17 protein-coding genes are annotated in these 16,682 nt (G+C 44.5%); 2 read left to right on the forward strand and 15 right to left on the reverse strand.

Translation table 11 applies throughout. From position 1 onward, the window contains the following. The 10 genes from KNP94_RS05235 to yvfG all read right to left on the reverse strand — a co-directional run bounded on the left by KNP94_RS05235 (position 1) and on the right by yvfG (position 9,526). Positions 1-1,227, reverse strand: a complete 1,227-nt coding sequence (locus KNP94_RS05235) for a toxic anion resistance protein (protein ID WP_214891983.1) — start codon at positions 1,225-1,227, stop codon at positions 1-3. After that, positions 1,214-1,960, reverse strand: a complete 747-nt coding sequence (locus tag KNP94_RS05240) for a 5-bromo-4-chloroindolyl phosphate hydrolysis family protein (RefSeq protein WP_088837294.1) — start codon at positions 1,958-1,960, stop codon at positions 1,214-1,216. Before KNP94_RS05240 ends, KNP94_RS05235 begins: the two co-directional genes overlap by 14 nt. 342 nt (positions 1,961-2,302) lie before the next feature. Next, positions 2,303-3,649: a sodium-dependent transporter gene (locus KNP94_RS05245; RefSeq protein ID WP_088837295.1), complete on the reverse strand. Its 1,347-nt coding sequence runs from the start codon at positions 3,647-3,649 to the stop codon at positions 2,303-2,305. Between the two features lie 204 nt (positions 3,650-3,853). After that, positions 3,854-4,744, reverse strand: a complete 891-nt coding sequence (locus KNP94_RS05250; protein WP_214804460.1) for a diacylglycerol/lipid kinase family protein — start codon at positions 4,742-4,744, stop codon at positions 3,854-3,856. Then, on the reverse strand, positions 4,741-6,258 hold the full coding sequence (locus KNP94_RS05255; RefSeq protein WP_215115386.1) for an ABC transporter permease/substrate-binding protein: 1,518 nt from the start codon (positions 6,256-6,258) through the stop codon (positions 4,741-4,743). The genes KNP94_RS05250 and KNP94_RS05255 overlap by 4 nt, the downstream gene beginning before the upstream one ends. After that, complete coding sequence (locus KNP94_RS05260) at positions 6,258-6,986, reverse strand: ABC transporter ATP-binding protein (protein ID WP_215115387.1); 729 nt, start codon at positions 6,984-6,986, stop codon at positions 6,258-6,260. The genes KNP94_RS05255 and KNP94_RS05260 overlap by 1 nt, the downstream gene beginning before the upstream one ends. Before the next feature lie 137 nt (positions 6,987-7,123). Continuing rightward, positions 7,124-7,858 carry a 3D domain-containing protein gene (locus KNP94_RS05265; protein ID WP_215115388.1) on the reverse strand — a complete coding sequence of 245 codons (735 nt, stop codon included), beginning with the start codon at positions 7,856-7,858 and terminating at the stop codon, positions 7,124-7,126. Positions 7,859-8,426: 568 nt separating this feature from the next. Further along, the gene (locus tag KNP94_RS05270; RefSeq protein WP_029330566.1) at positions 8,427-8,636 is read right to left on the reverse strand and encodes a hypothetical protein; all 210 of its coding nucleotides are present in this window, start codon (positions 8,634-8,636) and stop codon (positions 8,427-8,429) included. A 60-nt stretch (positions 8,637-8,696) separates the two neighbouring features. After that, positions 8,697-9,308 (reverse strand): NUDIX hydrolase, encoded by a 612-nt coding sequence (locus tag KNP94_RS05275; RefSeq protein WP_215115389.1) that lies wholly within the window; start codon positions 9,306-9,308, stop codon positions 8,697-8,699. After that, positions 9,305-9,526, reverse strand: coding sequence for a protein YvfG (gene yvfG, locus KNP94_RS05280; RefSeq protein WP_029330575.1), 222 nt, complete (start codon positions 9,524-9,526; stop codon positions 9,305-9,307). Before yvfG ends, KNP94_RS05275 begins: the two co-directional genes overlap by 4 nt. 90 nt (positions 9,527-9,616) lie before the next feature. Here yvfG and KNP94_RS05285 point away from each other — a divergent pair, with 90 nt between their 5' ends. Together KNP94_RS05285 and KNP94_RS05290 are read left to right on the forward strand one after the other, a co-directional pair. Beyond that, positions 9,617-11,191 (forward strand): FAD-dependent monooxygenase, encoded by a 1,575-nt coding sequence (locus KNP94_RS05285; protein WP_088837300.1) that lies wholly within the window; start codon positions 9,617-9,619, stop codon positions 11,189-11,191. 32 nt (positions 11,192-11,223) lie between these two features. Further along, positions 11,224-11,544, forward strand: a complete 321-nt coding sequence (locus KNP94_RS05290; RefSeq protein WP_088837301.1) for a hypothetical protein — start codon at positions 11,224-11,226, stop codon at positions 11,542-11,544. A gap of 35 nt (positions 11,545-11,579) precedes the next feature. On the opposite strand, the gene KNP94_RS05295 is transcribed toward KNP94_RS05290, so the two are convergent. The 5 genes from KNP94_RS05295 to KNP94_RS05315 form a co-directional block, all read right to left on the reverse strand. After that, positions 11,580-12,137, reverse strand: coding sequence for a nuclease-related domain-containing protein (locus KNP94_RS05295; protein ID WP_088837302.1), 558 nt, complete (start codon positions 12,135-12,137; stop codon positions 11,580-11,582). A 134-nt stretch (positions 12,138-12,271) separates the two neighbouring features. Continuing rightward, positions 12,272-12,580 (reverse strand): cell division regulator GpsB, encoded by a 309-nt coding sequence (gene gpsB / locus KNP94_RS05300; protein WP_088837303.1) that lies wholly within the window; start codon positions 12,578-12,580, stop codon positions 12,272-12,274. A 5-nt stretch (positions 12,581-12,585) separates the two neighbouring features. Next, positions 12,586-13,146, reverse strand: a complete 561-nt coding sequence (locus KNP94_RS05305) for an SLOG family protein (protein WP_088837304.1) — start codon at positions 13,144-13,146, stop codon at positions 12,586-12,588. Next, positions 13,143-14,342: a ribonuclease H-like domain-containing protein gene (locus tag KNP94_RS05310; RefSeq protein WP_214807351.1), complete on the reverse strand. Its 1,200-nt coding sequence runs from the start codon at positions 14,340-14,342 to the stop codon at positions 13,143-13,145. Before KNP94_RS05310 ends, KNP94_RS05305 begins: the two co-directional genes overlap by 4 nt. Then, positions 14,339-16,603: a DEAD/DEAH box helicase gene (locus KNP94_RS05315; RefSeq protein WP_088837306.1), complete on the reverse strand. Its 2,265-nt coding sequence runs from the start codon at positions 16,601-16,603 to the stop codon at positions 14,339-14,341. Before KNP94_RS05315 ends, KNP94_RS05310 begins: the two co-directional genes overlap by 4 nt. Between the last annotated feature and the right edge of the window lie 79 nt (positions 16,604-16,682).

The raw sequence follows: 16,682 nt of genomic DNA on the forward strand, positions 1-16,682 counted from the left end.
TTAGTATCGTTGATTTGGTAATTCGCGACTTTTCGAAGCGACTTCAATGACTTTTTGTTTTAATTCATTTTCCATCCGCTCTAACTCATGCTCTGCATCGCGACGTTTCTGCTTCCCATCTTGTTGAATCCGCAGTGTCTCATCAAGCGTCTCGATTAAATTTTGATGCGCAACTTTTAACGATTCGACCGATACGATTCCTTTTTCATTCTCTTCTGCGATTTCAATCGATGAATCTTTTAAGAGACGTGAATTTTGTTCGAGCAATTGATTCGTCGTACTTGTAACATCCTTTTGCATCTGCAAAGCACTCTTTTGCCTAGACAGACTGAGTGAGAGGACGACTTGGTTTTTCCAAAGTGGAATCGTATTGACGACTGCAGATTCAATTTTTTCAGCAAGAATCTGGTTATTCTGCTGAATGACACGGATTTGCGGTGCCATTTGAAGACTGATCGTACGTGATAACTTTAAGTCGTGAATTTTTTTCTCGAACCGGTCCGTCAATTGAATCAAATCATTTAATTCTTGTAGTTTCGTCTGGTCACGTGAAACCTCGACTTCTGTCCGAAGCGGTTCGATCTCATTTTCTCTGACGTGTGCAATCTTCGTCTCACCCGCTGCGATGTAAAGATTTAGTTCCTCGAAGTAACGTCGATTTTTTTGATACATTTGATCAAGTAACGTAATGTCTTTCATTAAGCCGAACTTCGAACGATCTAAATTATGAACGACCTCTTCTAAATAAGCACTCATCTTTTCATATTGTAAGAAGTAGGTCTCCGCTTTTTTCTTCGCCCGTCCGATGACGGGAACGTTTGACCAAAAGCTTTTCTTTTCTTGTAACGAATCCGGGTCCATTTGACGGACACGTTGCATTAAATCCGACAACAGTTTTCCGGCGTCGCCACCATCTTTCATTTTGACTTCGCTTAACACTTGATCTGAAAATTGCGAGAGTTCCCGTTGAACCGGTGCTCCAAATTGCATGACGGCATCGGATTTATTCAAATCAATCACTTGAAGTAAACGTTCGATTTTTTGACGCTGTTCAGCTGGAACGTCACTTGGAATCATTTCTTCAACCGGACGAACTGGCGTCCGGTGTTTTGGTGTTTCCGCAAGATTCAGGTCAACTGATGGATCAGAAATCGTTGGTTGTGCCTGTTCCTCTGTTTTGGATTCGTCCGGCCACTCTTGCCATGAATTGTTATCAGAATGGGTCATGTTTATAACTCTCCTCCTGTTTTCTTTGTTCCGATTCTTGTGCCAAAACTTTTTCAATCGTTAAAAGTTCACGCTCTAAGTCGACCGTATCTCCTTCTAACAACAAGGATTGGTGTTGTTTTAATTTTTGAGCAATCATCTTCAAGTTCGCTTGCAGTTGTTCGCGTGTATCAAATTGCACTTGAGCCCCACGTCGTTCTAAATCTGCGAATTTTTCTGAAATCGATAATAAGGAATCGAGATAAAACGTGAAGAAGTCGCGTACTTTTTTTACTTCACGTGGTGCATTAAATAATTCTTCAAATAAAACATGTGCTTCGCGCGAGACGATTCGCATATCTGAACGTACTTCGCTGTCTCGGATCGATGGGATAATGCCATCGAATGCCTGTAACTTTACGAAACCTTCTTCGACGGTCCGTTGCAAGACTTGCAACTCCAAATCATCCGTTTCATCAAATCTGCGCGTCGCTTGTTCAGGCTTTAAGATGACGCTTCCGACAAATTGATCATCATCATCGAGTAACAATTTCTTTTTGACATTTTGTCGTTTTATCTCTGTTGATTTTCGTTCTGTCCGGTACCGCTTCCCGGGTTTCGCCCGGTAACCGCTCCAAATGAACCATAAACCGAGTGCTACGAAGATTCCGGAAAAGTTTAACGTATCTGCTATCTGAAGAAATACGAACATCAAACCAATCGATCCGAAAATCCACCATGTAGAAGATTTCATGTCATCCCCTCTTTCTATTGACTCCATCTATTTGTGTCATGAATGAATCTACTGTTTCTTATATCTTACCATTACGGATGTCTTAACAAAAAGTTTCCCGTTTTCGATAAATGTTAGTCCTCTCTACTCTTTATTTCACCATAATCTTTCACCGGCCGCATCCGTCTCTAGATGTACGATGCTGAATGGATTGCATCTACTTTTTACTTTTTACTTTTCTTGAGTAACATATACGCATAAGATTTTTCGATTATTCAAAAATCACTTTCATCAAAAAAACTAGCTTCCGTTAATCAAAACGAAAGCTAGTGCTCGTAATCATATTCTGATTCAATCAAACATTTAAGAGAATACGAGTGGCCAAATCAGAATGATTAAAATGGCGAGCGGACTCAAGTAGCATACACTAAAGCGCCAAAATGGAATCATTCGTTTTAACAGGGGACCTGTCGCTAGCTCACGTTCGACAATCGCCCGATCAAGTTTAAATCCAGCAAATATTGAAATCAAGAGTGCACCGATTGGCATCAAAATATTCGATACGAGGAAATCCATCCAATCAAAAATTGTCTTATCGAACCACATGATGTCGCTCGCGACTCCAAAGGAGAGTGCTGATGGAACACCTACTATTGCGACAAGGATTGTCGTAATAATCGTATTACGTTTCTTATTTTGGACGGTCGCATCTTCTTTTCGATCAGTAATCGATGAAACCACAACTTCTAGCATCGCGATTGAAGAAGTGATCGACGCGAAAGCAAAGAGTAAGAAAAACAACGTTAAGAAGACTGTTCCAAATTGGACTTGGCTGAATACTGTTGGTAACACGATGAATAAGAGTGAAGGACCTTCAGCAGGATCAAGACCTGAAGCGAAGACCGCTGGGAAGATCGCGAATCCGGCTAGTAGTGATACGACGATGTTTAAAGAGACGATCCATCCTGCTGACCGATTGATTTGACCACGCTCTTTCATATACGAGGCATACGTCAACATTGCGGAGACGCCGAGCGATAATGAAAAGAAGGCTTGTCCGAGCGCACTCAGGACCGATGTCCGGTTCAGTGCTGAGAAATCCGGTTCGATGAAGAAACGAACCCCTTCACTTGCACCTTCAAGGGTCAATGACCGACTCACTAATATAATGAAACAAAGGAATAATAATGGCATCAAGATTTTACTCATTTTTTCAATTCCCGACTGAACACCTCGCAAGACGATTAATCCCGTAATGATGAGGAATACGACTTGGCCTAAAATCGCATAGAGTGGAGAGGCGGATATCGTTCCGAAGAGTTCTCCTAACTGATCCCCACTCATGGAAGTCAAATTTCCGGAAAAACCAAGAACCGTATAAATTAATACCCATCCCCCGATGACGCTGTAAAAGGATAAGAGTAAGAAACAGGTGATGACACCTAACACGCCAATAAAGGTGAATTTCTTATGACCCAACTCTTCGAAAGCGCGCAACGCCGTTTTTCCACTCGTTCGACCGATTAAAAATTCTGCAATCAATACCGGGAGACCGAGGAGCAAGGTGAACACTAAAAATAGTAGTAAAAAAGCGCCTCCACCATTCGTTCCTGTCGTATATGGAAACTTCCATATCGCACCGAGTCCAATCGCTGATCCTGCTGCTGCTAAGATAAACCCAACTTTTGAAGCCCATGCATTGCTTTTCATGGTACTCCACCTCCTTTTCAAAAATACTTCCTTATTGTACAAAAGTTAAATCAAGAAGTCATCCTTTATCAAACATTTTCTTTAAAGCGTCAAAGCATAACCGCATATTCGCATGTTTGTATTAAAACAAAAAGCTTATACACTAAAAAAGGAGAGACATGGATTCTTCTTCGAATCTTTTTTGTCTCTCCTGATACAATCTTGTTAAGTTCGATTTAGTTTACGATTTTGTCCAGCGTACATTTTTAAGAATTCCGGTAAGACCTTCACCTCGACAGGCGAGTTCAGCGCCTTCTCACCATCCGTATCGATGACTTTCGGAGAATCCGTTTTTAAGGTAAAACCACTCGTTAAGATGTGCGTGAAAGATGGGTCGTTTGCTAGTCCGATTTTTTGAAGGATCACGTCACGGATTGTCGCTAAGTTGACTTCATCGACAATCACTAAATCCAGTTTTCCATCATTGTATGCACCGTTCGATAGATTCGTTTCAATTCCCCCAAGCGACTCGCCGTTCGCTGCTAAAATCAAAACGGCTTCTCCTGTCATTTTTTGCCCTTCATTTAATTCAAGTTCGTAGGCAAACGGTTTTGCATCCAAGCTTGAGCGGATGGTTGACAGATAATACCCCATTTTCCCAAGTCGGACTTTTTCTTCTGTATCAATGCCAATTGATGCTTCAGCAATTAATCCGAGACCCAAAAAATTAAGGAAGTACGTATCGTTGACTTGTCCAAGATCGACTTCGACGATTTGTTGGGTCGCAATCATCTCTGCAGCAAGACGCGGCACCATCGGTAAACCGAGTGTCCGTGCAAAATCGTTACACGTTCCCCCTGGCACGATGCCAAGAATCGGACGCGTCTCCAGTTTGGCTAATCCATTAATGACTTCAAATACGGTTCCATCACCACCGAGGACGACAAGGGCATCGAAGTCTCCCGCTTCTTCTGCAAACTCCTGTGCATCTCCTGCCCGACTCGTTTGCTTAATGACGATTTCATTGAATTGTTCCGCAAGTGGACTAATAACATCTTCTAGAAGACCACTCCGGTTCGTCCCGGCGGAAGGGTTACTAATCATCAATAGTTTCATTGAATGATTCCTTCTTTCTTCAAATAATTATTTGCCACTTCGTTGGCAGTTTTACCACCATAGGCGACTTCTTCATTCATTTTAGACATTTCTTCATCCGTGATTTTTCCATCTAATTTCTTTAATGCTTGCCCGACTTCCGGGTACTCATCAAGCGTCTCTTGGCGCAACAGAGGTGCCCCTTCATACGGAGGGAACAGTTGTTGATCGTCTTTCAAGACGACCATGTCATATTTCGCGATTTCCGGATCGGTCGAATAGGCATCGATGACTTCGATGTCTCCTGATTCGATTGCCTTGTATCGTAATTTCGGTTCCATCGTCACGACTTCTTTAAAATTGACACCATATTTTTCTTGAATCCCTTTGTAACCATCTTGACGATCTTTAAACTCTAACGTGAAGCCTGCCGTTAATTGACTCGCAACCCGCTTGATGTCGGAAATCGTTTTTAAGTCATACCGTTCCGCGATTTTTTTCGGAACTGCGATGGCGTAGGTGTTATTGTAGTCCATCGGCGGTAAAAGCGCGAGGTCCTGTTTGACCAATCCATCTCGTGCTTGCTCGTAAACCGCTTGTGCATCATTTGAGACCGGTTTTTCATTCGTTAAGCTAGCAAGGACCGTCCCTGTGAATTCCGGGTACAGATCGATATCACCCGATTGCAAGGCTTTATAGACGAACGTCGTCTTTCCGAAGTTCGGTTTGACTTGGACGTTTAAGTCCGTTTCATCCTCGATGACGATTTTATACATGTTCATTAAGATTTCTGGTTCGACCCCTAATTTCCCGGCGACGACCAAGTCAGGTTGTTCCGTCCGTCCGAGTGCGAACGGCGTGATAATCAGTGTCGCAATCAAGACCAGGGCGACGACCATCCGGCTCGTTTGCCGTTTTTTTGTGGCGACTTCCGTCTGACGTAATAAAAAATCGAACAATAACGCGAGTAAGGCTGCCGGGATAGCTCCTAATAATAAGAGATTGTTATCATTTCGGTCGATTCCGAGCAAGATGATCGATCCGAGTCCCCCTGCCCCAATCAAAGCAGCAATCGTCGCCGTCCCGATGATAAGAACCATCGCTGTCCGAACACCAGCCATCATGACCGGTAAAGCGAGCGGTAACTCAACCTTCAACAAACTTTGCGTCGGTGTCATTCCGCAGGCACGGGCCGCTTCTTTAATTGAAGGGTCGACTTCTGCTAATCCCGTAAACGTGTTACGGACGATTGGTAAAAGAGCATATAGAACAAGTGCAATGACAGACGGGAGTGTGCCGATTCCAACAAGCGGAATCATCAGTCCGAGTAGTGCGAGCGAAGGAATCGTTTGGATGACGGATGTCACACCAATCGACCATTCACTAATTTTTTTATTTCGTGATAAGTAAACGCCTAAAGGAATGGCAATCAAACATGCGATTAATAACGAAATGACCGAAAGTTGAATATGTTCGATTAATGCCTGCAGTAATTCTTCTTTTCGATTTTGAAACGTTTCGACTAAACCGTTCATCATATCGTCCCCCTGACTTGTCCCATGAACTCTTTGATGAAGGGATCGTCACTCGCTAAGACTTCCTCTTTTGTTCCGATAAATACGATTTCGCCCTCATTCATCAAGCAGATGCGACTGCCGAGCTTCAACGCTTCATTCATGTCATGGGTGACGAACAAAATCGTTTTACCGAGTTCACCGTTCAATCGAATCAAGTCATTTTGAAGTTGGTCTCGAGAAATCGGATCAAGGGCTGAAAATGGTTCATCCATCAGAATGACATCTTGCTCTGCAGCGAGCGCACGCATGACGCCGACGCGTTGTTGTTGTCCACCCGATAGTTCACTTGGATATTTCTTTTTTAAATTTTCATTAAGACCCGTCAACTCGAATAATGTGTCGACGCGCTTCGCAACTTTTTTCTTGTCCCACTTTAACAACTGCGGAACGACAGCGACATTTTCTTCAATCGTCATATGGGGAAAAAGTGCAATTTGTTGCAGAACATAGCCGATTTTCCGGCGAAGTTCATGTTCATCAATCGACATGATCGGCTCTCCATTAATCCATATCTGACCTGCTGTATGATTAATCAATCGGTTGACCATCTTCATCGTCGTCGTCTTTCCACAACCAGATGGACCAATCAAACAAAAGATTTCGCCTTCTTCCACTGTAAAATTCAAATTTTGGACCGCTTTTGTTCCGTCGGCATAAGTTTTTCCGACTTCTTTAAATTCAATCACAGATGATCCCTCCGTTTCCTATTTGTTTTATTATCTTTGTAAAATTTCCCTTAATCAGTGTTTCCAAAACCTGATTTTTTAGCAATTTCATTAAAAAAGAGCCATCTCGACCGAAACGTTCGGTCGAGATGACTCTTTTAGTCTGATTCGTAAATCGTAACTTGGACCGAACGTCGGCCCCAGTTGATTGCTTCTTGTTCCGTTTCCATCATTAAATCCATGATTTTCCCATGGATGACGCCTCCCGTATCGAGAGCAATCGCATCTCCAAATCCTTCAACATGCACTTTCGTACCGAGGGGGATGACGTTTGGATCAACCGCAACAATCCGTCGGCCTTCAAAATGAATCGTATGTGTAACATCATAGCCTGAAGCCGTTAAAACTTTTCCATCATATGAACCATTCAGCGCTGCATCATTCGTATAAGCCGTCGTCTCAAATGTCTCTTGGCGCCCACCAGTTTCATTTTTGGCAGCTACTTTTTTTGGTTCGACAGTCGATGCCGCTTCTTTTTGATTTTCCTGTTGTTTACGTTTCGCTTCGTCTTCTGCTTGTTGTTTTTTCTGTGCTTCTGCCTTTTCTAATGTTTCCTTTTTTTGCTTTGCTTCCTGCTCGGCTTTCGCCTGGCGTTCACGTTCTTGTTGCGCTGCCTGTTCTGCAGCACGTTGTTTCGCCTGTTCTTCAGCTCGTTTTGCTGCTTGCTTCTCTTTTTCCAATCGAATAGCCTCTCGTTTCATCTGGAGCGGATTTTGGACGATTTTCTTTTCCGTCCCGATTCCAATTTGTGCGGCTTCCGTATGCATATGTGGTAAAAGAATAAGTCCTGTAAAAGTAAAAATGATTGTAAGTACGATCTGTTTTAGTTTCATCTTTCAAAACAACCTTTCCGGCCTTTAACGGCTCGAACACCTTACCATGATGAATTTGCGGATGAAAACCCTAAAAGGTCATTTGAAATATATCTGTCAAAAAGTAACGAAATGGTTACACGCTTTCAAAATATGCTCTTATCGTTGATATCAAGCCATTTCTATGATTGTTACCGTTCTGTCATCTTTTTATTCTTGTAACGTCTTTGTAATGATTACGATTGTTCATGAAATTCTGTTAATTTATTCTTAAAATTGAGGTCATCCAATCGATTCAGCGATCAAATGACTGATTTGTTTATAACTTTTCACCCACGCTTTGAATATTTATTCAAAATCAAACGATTCATCTCCCACTTCTAAACGTTCAGGGTGAACTCCTCGTGTAAATGGGAGATGAATCGTCTTCGGGCAAGATTAACGTTCAACCGTCGGGACGACGGGGTTAGCCTGATCAATTTTCGACCGATAGATTGAATAGCTCAGGAAGCCTCCACCTCTAAGCGAAGCGGAGGTGGAGGTGGTTCAATCAAACAAAAAACCCGACAATATGTTGTCGGGTCCCGTGTTATTTTGTTTTACGTTCTAACAATTCAATCTCTGATTTGAGGAGAACTTGTTTTTCAAATTCGAATCCAAGTGATTCAAAGTTTTTTGTATGCGAGAGATCACCGACAACCGTATTTGTTAATACAGCCGTAACTTCCGCGACCCATCCTTCTTTCGTTTTGACCATATCACCCACGATATAATCAAATAACTCTTCTGTTTCTTCCATCTCAATCATCTCCTGACACGTTCAGATAGTACTAATCATATAAAAGAACTCACAAAAAAGCTAGTATCGTGAAATCATACTCAACACTTGGCGAAGAATCTTTGCCGTCAATCCCCAAATCAAGTAGTCCTCATGTTCATAAAAATGTTCGACGACTTTGTACGTCCGATCAAGATAAGCTTCCCGATTCGCCATCCGACTTGTCGGAACCGCTTTTCCCGGGCGAATTCGCCATTCCATCTCTCCTTCAATCGGACGCGCTTTCAACAGTGCGTTTAACGGGACATAAAAAATATGATCGACTTCATCCGGAGAGGGATCGATTTGATTCGCTTGTATGATTCCGACGTATGGATAGATGATGGAGCGGTTCGGTGTCACGAGCGGTTCTAACGTCCCGATGACTTCAATTTCTTCCACTGTCACATTGAGTTCTTCTCGCGTTTCCCGGATTGCCGCTTCTTTCGGTTGTTCTCCGGCATCGATTCGTCCACCCGGAAAAGAAATCTCTCCGGGTTGCGAACGTAACGTTTTTGCCCGCACTTGAAAGAGGAGGCAGATTTCCCCATCGCGTTCGACTAACGGGACAAGAACTGCTGCTGCTTGCCGCGGAAGGCTGTCCCTTGTCGATTTGAATACATCTTTGATTTGATCGAATACGGGATTATTCATCGTCCTTCCTGCGAAACTCTCTGATACGCTTCCTCTAAGTGACGCATCCGAACAATCAAATCGGCGTTCTTCGCGATTCGGTCTGCAAGAATCGAGCCCGAAACTACTTTATAATACGCATTCAATGCTTGTGTCTTTGTCATATATGCCTCATTTTGTCGAATATACTCTTTGAAATTCGCTACTAAACGGTCTGCTGTAAATAACTGTTCGTTCAACCGACTCATCCTCTCTTGCGGTTAGCCGCTAGGTGTATAGTTTAATGGTAGCTACTTTTGGCTAAGAAGTAAAATAAGGGGGGCTTATTCGTGAAGAAAAACATAGATGTATTGATTATCGGGGCCGGACCGACCGGATTGACACTTGCACTCGCGCTCTCACGGTATGGCTTAACATTCCGGATCATCGAGCGAGCGAGCGGACCATCTGTCGTCTCAAAGGCAATCGGTATTCAAGCACGCTCACTTGAATTGTTTGCCCGTCTCGGTGTTGCCGAGGAACTGATGGCAGAAGCGATTAAGATTAATCAAGGAAATCTCTATGTGAATGGAGCTTGGCAAGCAAAACTTGATTTTACGGATTTGAATACACCATTCCCATTTGTAACACTCTTACCTCAAAGTGAAACGGAACGAATTCTTGAACAACGCCTACTTGATTACGGACATCGTGTCGAACGGGATACCGAGTTGACCGGCTTCGCTCAATTTCCAACATTCGTCACGGCATCGATTCGAAAAAACAATGTCGTCGAGACAGTCGATGCCTCGTTCGTAGTCGGCGCAGACGGTGCGAACAGCTTCGTCCGGCGTGAACTAGGACTTCCCTTCAGTGGCAAGTCGTTTAAGGAATCTTGGGCGCTTGCTGATATTGAAGTCGACTGGCCGCTTTCGTCAGAAGAAGTCCATATTTTCTTTTCCGATCATGGAGTAATCGAGTCGTTCCCATTACAATCAAACTTATTTCGAATTACGGGCAATTTAACGGACGGTGTCGTGCCGACGGATCATGCGGCGATTGAAGACTTTCTTAAAAATCGGGCGAAAGTACCCTTTAAACTTAAAAAAGTCCATTGGTATTCCATGTTCCGTGTCCACAATCGAATCATCGAAAAGTTTGGTCACCACCGGATTTACTTAATCGGTGATGCAGCGCATATCAACTCGCCTGTCGGCGGACAAGGGATGAATACGGGAATCGCAGACGCGATGAATCTAGCCTGGAAGCTTTGGTGTGTACATGAGTTTAAAGCAAGTTTCCCGTTGCTCGACTCTTATAGTACGGAACGGCGGGAAGCGGCACGTGGAATTTTACGTTCGACGAACCTTGCGACTGAATTGTTGCAAATCAATGTGCCATTTTTACTACCTCTGCAAGAAAAAGTCATTCGGAACAGTTTAAAAATCACACCGCTTCATCATTACGTGACGAACCGGATTGCTCAATTGAATAGTAACTATCATCCATCCGATACGTTTGTCACGCAAGGGAGATTTGGCTTACTTGCACCGAAACCGGGTGAACCGATGCCGTACAGCGAAGTTGTAAATCCGCGGACGAAAAAAAATGAGTTACTGCTACGTCGCGCTGATCGAAATTTCTTATTGCTGCTCTTTTTACCGCGTCAGTCCGATGAATCAGAACTGACCCCTTATAAAGAACTCGCCTACTCCTATCCGGACCTGTTTGAGACCGTCTCGATTCATCAAGAGCTAAAAGAAGACGGGGTCGTCGACCAGGGGGGAGAACTCGCACGGAAGTTCGGGATTAAGCAATGTGGTCTGTATTTGATTCGTCCAGACGGCTACATCGCTTATCGTCAGCAAGGCTTGAAGATTAAACCTTTCTCTCGCTACCTTGAACGTTTACTTTATGCCCGGTAAGCACGTATGATAGGTATGAGGTGATAAGATCCATGGAGTTTATGAATATACGATACTTTTTGATCATCGTTCTAGTTGTTCTGTTCATCATCATCGTCGCCCGTCGCACAAAAGAGTCTTTGCGTTGGGTCCTCGTCGGTGAAGAATTTGGAGAAAAAGGCGAACAGCTTCATCGAGATTACGAGCTACTAGCGGATGCCGGTTTTGAAGTTCGGCTCGAACGAGGTGTTAAAACCTCTATCTTTTTCCGAAGGTTCAGTAAAGATTTAGCCGATCGTGTTGCAATTTATGCACTTAAAGAAGATATCGACCGTGTCGAACGTTTTCTCACTCAACCTAAAAAAAGACGTTAAAAAATAAGCAGCCTCTCCGTAAGTTGAGAGGTTGCTTATTTTTGATGGTTTGCCAGTATAAAAGCAACCTGTTTACGATCTTTCTCCGTGACAGGAGTTCCTTGTCGTCTTGCGATCCATGGCTTGATGGCGGCAAAGGACTGGCCAATCGGAAACTTAACCCGCGTCATACGCAACTTTGGCGCTTGTTTGAATACTATCATCGTGTGAACAGGAATCGACACGCCTTCCGCCTTTAAAAGTGATCTGACATGTTTCGTGAGGCGTTGTGCCTCTATTACTGGGTGCCGTTGTTCAACCCGTTGAACACGTTGCTCGTCTTCGACGTGATAGGTTTGATCACTTAGCAATACAGCAGCCTCTTGATTGACAAGGACTAAAAACAATCCTTTTGGCCCGATTAAGGCAAATTCAATCTTCATGCGGCGGTCGAGCTCGACGTTTTCAAATAACATCCAATCGTACCGACAAATATGTCGCACTTGATCACAGACGAGTTCTAAGTCGTTCACCTTACTTGGAACTGAACGTTTAAAGGAAAAGAAACGCCGCTCTTCTAGAGGTGTCATTTTTTTTGCCATCACCTGTAACATATTGTCTCCCCTTACGTCTATGTATTATTAGTTAGTTTACCATCCTTTTGCACAAGCGGTGTGCGCTTTCAAAATCAGGGGAATTTCGTAACAAAAAAAGACATCCACTTCTTTTTAAGTAGATGTCTTGACGTTTATTGATTTTCTTGGTGAGGACGTCCAAAAACAGCTTTTTCAAGATTTGAAATCCGGCGTAGCATGTCATAATTCGATGGATTAGACACTGGGGCTTCCGCCTCAACGATTCGCTCTTCGGGTTTCGGCGCCGTCGCTTTTGCTGCTTCTAGTTCTTTCTTCAAACGCTCGATTTCGCGCTCGAATCCTTCGTAATCTTTGATGACTTGATCCAAATATCCATCCACTTCTTCAATCACGTAACCGCGTAGGCCCGTCTTAAATTCTTTTTTGTAAATATCATCTGCTGTCAATAAGGGTTTATACATCGTCTTCACTCCCACTGATCATTATAGTTCAGTTCCTGTTCCATCATCGATAAATCATCTTGTGTGATTAAGAACAGTTGATAATCGGTCCGTTCCATCTCTATTCTAGCACGCTCGACAAGATACTTCGCTGAGCCACCGTGTTCTTCATCAAAAACGGATAACAGACCTTGGCTTTTTTCAATCATGAATTCCGTTTTGTTACGAAGCTGACTCGGATTCTCATAAGGCTTTTGGCTGATTGCATCGACGAAGTCCGCCTGGTTCAGTACCGCTAAATACTGAGCTTGTACAGGTTCCTTCCATTTAGCCTCTTGCTCTAAAAAGGGCAATAAAATCCCGAGACGAATGTCCGGATAGTCTGCTTTTAGTTCTAAGATGACTTCACAGGCCCACAGTTCACAGCCTGGAGTCGCGCTTGTTACGAACCATGTCGTCCCCATGTCTTCAATGAGTCGAATCAAGCGTTCGCGGTACGCCGCTTTGATAACCGGAATACCAGGATGTTTTTGATCAAAAATTCCTAGTTCAGTTGGCTTATAACCCGTGATGGCAACGACTTTCATTCTTGACACTTCCTTTGTAACCGATTGCTCCGATGTGTAAGTTCAGCGGTCAAACGTTCCCGCCGTGTTGTTAGTAACACCTGTCCTTCTAACAGTTGTTTTGCTTGCTCAGTATAATCATAAGCAAGCTGTGGCTCTTTTGCAATGTGCTCCGCCCATTTCGCCAACTCGATGTATCCGCGGAATGTCTCACTCTTTTCAAAGCAGTTGACTGCTTCCTGATGCCGTTTCATTTTTTTGTGCAGAAGTCCTTGCCGTAACCAACCTTCTGCCGATAGATCGTTTGCCTGATGAAAATGCTCGACCGATTGCTCATTGATGCCTAAATCGGCTAACCAGACGGCAATGTTTTCCCCAATTCGAGGTGATACCTCTTTTCGATGGGTCACGAGATGATTGCATTCATCGTACAGACTGACAAGTGTCAGACAGTCATGCAGGTGATGTTCAAGGACGCCATCCATGATGGACGGATTTTGATGTTCGACGTATTGAAAGTAATGCATCGGGGCTAAAAATCCTGGCAAATCACCCGCTCGTTCAAATCCGATTTGCTCTTCCATCGCTGTCAGACGGTACGAATCGGATAACCCTTTAAAAATCCGCCGACAGACATGGAGTAAATCCAGGTGACCGACTTTCGGCAGACGCGGTACACGTTCACGGACGAAGACATGTCGCGTCTTGATTTGCGGCCAATCAAAGCTTTTTCCGTTATAGGTGACGAATCGGACGTCTTCTCCGATATCAGTCAAAAAGTGATGATAAAAAGCTGCTTCATAGTGCGGATGCGGCAGGAAGTATTGCCGCATCAATAGCTCGCCTTGTTCAAAACGGGCGAACCCCATCAAAAAAATCGTTGTCCCCGTTCCACGTAAACCGGTCGTTTCCGTATCGAAAAAGATGATCTGTTCGAGCGGGACATCGAGCGCGAGTGGTGGATGCGGTAGTTGGAGTGATTCGTACCCGGCACCAAACGTCCGGTGTCCATGGCTTTCTGTCAGTGGATAGCGCTGATCGATTCGAACGATCCACTCATCTTCGAACGTTAAAATTTCCGCCCCCTTCTCCACCCAGGCGGCTTGTTCATTCGCAATCTTCGGATCGACGACGTGCGTCGAAGTCTTTTCTATCGTTTGCCGTTGTCCACTCTCCTGATTCGTCGGTTTTAACATTCGTCTTAATTTATTTTTCATGTTAACTCCCTTTCCATCTCAGTCAACATCTGAATCGTCCGCTCCTTTTCGTCTGCGAGACCGACCATGCCGATACAGGCCGGGCAACCGTCAAGGCAGGGACATGTCTCAATCGAGTCGCGTGCTGCCCGTAACATGATGCTCCGTTGTTTATAGATTGAAGAAGCTAAGCCGACCCCTCCAGGATACCGGTCATACAAATAGATGGTCGGTTTCTGCGTGTGTGTCGCCTTGACTTGCGGCACGACGAAAACATCACTCGCGTCACACATTAAATAAAGAGGTGCCACACGCCGTAGGCTGTTCGCGACCCCTTCCAGTACTTGTTCGAGCTCCGTACTGGAAGCAGATGTAGCAGGCAACGTAAACCAGACGCCTGTCGTATGGATTTCCCGTTCAGGTAAATGAATCGGACCAGACCCGATGTTTTCGTGGGTACCGAACTTAATTTTTTTGAACATCGTCGCCATCCCACGAACACTGACATCACCACGGGCCACACTAAACAGATCATTCGAATAGCTTTCATCTTCTTCAAGGACAGACAAATCGACTGAAAAATTAGCATCGGTATAATAATCGACATCAACGGCACGGACGAACGCTTTTTTCTCCTCAAAATCGAGTGTCTCGACTTGATATTGATCCGCCCCATGCAAGTAAATCGCTTCATCGTGAAGTAACGTCATTGCACTAAATGTATCCATCTCACCGATGACCCGATTCGGGACTTCCGTCTGATCGACGATGACGACGTTTTCTTGATCACTTGAGCGTAACGAGATCTCATGTGCCGGAAACGCATCATTCATCCAATAGAAACGCTCTCCCCGCTGATGCAGGACACGTTCTTCAACTAAATACTCGAGAATATCTTCCGTCTCGAGTGTGCCGAATCTTTCACTTTGCCGAAACGGAAGTTCGAATGCGGCACATTTTATATGGTCGACGGCGATGATTAAATTATCGGGATCGAGTCGTGCCGCCTCTGGTGATTGATTTAAAAATAACTCCGGTCGTTCTGCCACGTATTGATCGAGCATCCCGGACGAGGCGACGAGGATGATTAAAGCATCATCTTGCCGTCTTCCGGCACGCCCGGCCTGTTGCCAAAGCGAAGCAATCGTTCCCGGATAACCATTCATGATACAGACTTGCAATTGACCGATATCGACGCCCAGTTCTAACGCATTCGTCGAGACGATGCCGGTGATTTCACCTTTTCTTAGACGCCGTTCGATATCACGTCGCTCCGTCGGTAAATAACCACCACGGTATCCTTCAATCGATTTCGGACCGAGTTCATGGCGAACCAAACTGCGTAGATACGTCAGCAACACCTCGACGCGGACACGTGAACGGGCAAAGACGATCGTCTGAAACTTCTTTTTGATGAATCGGGATGCCAGTTGTTTGGTTTCGAGTGTCGCCGAACGTCGAATTCCGAGTTGGGCATTGACGATTGGTGGTTGATAGACGATGAAATGTTTTCGCCCGGTCGGAGCACCGTTGTCATCGATCAGACTGACCTGCTTCTCAATCAGCCGTTCCGCCAGTTCTTGTGGGTTGGCAATCGTCGCGCTCGTCATGATGAAGACAGGGTCACTCCCGTAATAGTGACAAATCCGGCGTAACCGTCGGATGACATTCGCGACGTGACTCCCGAAGACGCCACGGTACGTATGCAACTCATCGATGACGATATACTTCAGGTTTTCGAACAGTTCAATCCACTTCGTATGATGCGGCAAAATGCCCGAGTGAAGCATATCTGGATTTGTAATGACAATGTTCCCCGCTTTGCGGACTTTCGTCCGAATCGTCGGTGACGTATCTCCGTCATACGTAAAACAACGAATCGGTGCTTCGAGCTCATCAATCAACTCGAGCAGTTCACTGTTTTGATCTTGTGCGAGAGCTTTCGTCGGATAGAGATACAGTGCCCGGTCGTTCGGATGCTCCAGTAGATGCGAGAGAATCGGTAAATTAAAGCAATATGTTTTCCCGGAAGCCGTCGGCGTGACGATGACCGTCGATTTCCCTGCCATGACTTGATCAAATGCTAATGCTTGATGCCGGTATAAGGCATCGATGCCACGTGCTTTGATGGCTTGTTGTAATCGTTTTGGCATCTGTTCCGGAAAAGGTGAGTACCGTCCTGCTGTAGCTTCCATCGTCTTCATATATGTGACGCGCTCCATAAAGGCGCGATCAGCTTTTAATTCCTCTAAATAGGTAACGAGTGATTGTCTCGGTTCCATCGACTCACTTCCTTCCTTCTTCACTCATTATACAAAAAAAAAGAGGTAAGACTGTAGCGACAGGTTCGCCACTTCAGTC

Source organism: Exiguobacterium sp. s80 (assembly GCF_018618725.1).
Classification (GTDB): Bacteria; Bacillota; Bacilli; order Exiguobacteriales; family Exiguobacteriaceae; genus Exiguobacterium_A; species Exiguobacterium_A oxidotolerans.

What these genes read in the sequence shown, in the direction of transcription:
- KNP94_RS05235 (WP_214891983.1), bottom strand. Translation starts at nt 1,227, where the DNA reads ATGACCCATTCTGATAACAATTCATGGCAAGAGTGGCCGGACGAATCC.
- KNP94_RS05240 (WP_088837294.1), bottom strand. Translation starts at nt 1,960, where the DNA reads ATGAAATCTTCTACATGGTGGATTTTCGGATCGATTGGTTTGATGTTC.
- KNP94_RS05245 (WP_088837295.1), bottom strand. Translation starts at nt 3,649, where the DNA reads ATGAAAAGCAATGCATGGGCTTCAAAAGTTGGGTTTATCTTAGCAGCA.
- KNP94_RS05250 (WP_214804460.1), bottom strand. Translation starts at nt 4,744, where the DNA reads ATGAAACTATTGATGATTAGTAACCCTTCCGCCGGGACGAACCGGAGT.
- KNP94_RS05255 (WP_215115386.1), bottom strand. Translation starts at nt 6,258, where the DNA reads ATGAACGGTTTAGTCGAAACGTTTCAAAATCGAAAAGAAGAATTACTG.
- KNP94_RS05265 (WP_215115388.1), bottom strand. Translation starts at nt 7,858, where the DNA reads ATGAAACTAAAACAGATCGTACTTACAATCATTTTTACTTTTACAGGA.
- KNP94_RS05270 (WP_029330566.1), bottom strand. Translation starts at nt 8,636, where the DNA reads ATGGAAGAAACAGAAGAGTTATTTGATTATATCGTGGGTGATATGGTC.
- KNP94_RS05275 (WP_215115389.1), bottom strand. Translation starts at nt 9,308, where the DNA reads ATGAATAATCCCGTATTCGATCAAATCAAAGATGTATTCAAATCGACA.
- KNP94_RS05290 (WP_088837301.1), top strand. Translation starts at nt 11,224, where the DNA reads ATGGAGTTTATGAATATACGATACTTTTTGATCATCGTTCTAGTTGTT.
- KNP94_RS05295 (WP_088837302.1), bottom strand. Translation starts at nt 12,137, where the DNA reads ATGTTACAGGTGATGGCAAAAAAAATGACACCTCTAGAAGAGCGGCGT.
- gpsB (WP_088837303.1), bottom strand. Translation starts at nt 12,580, where the DNA reads ATGTATAAACCCTTATTGACAGCAGATGATATTTACAAAAAAGAATTT.
- KNP94_RS05305 (WP_088837304.1), bottom strand. Translation starts at nt 13,146, where the DNA reads ATGAAAGTCGTTGCCATCACGGGTTATAAGCCAACTGAACTAGGAATT.
- KNP94_RS05310 (WP_214807351.1), bottom strand. Translation starts at nt 14,342, where the DNA reads ATGAAAAATAAATTAAGACGAATGTTAAAACCGACGAATCAGGAGAGT.
- KNP94_RS05315 (WP_088837306.1), bottom strand. Translation starts at nt 16,603, where the DNA reads ATGGAACCGAGACAATCACTCGTTACCTATTTAGAGGAATTAAAAGCT.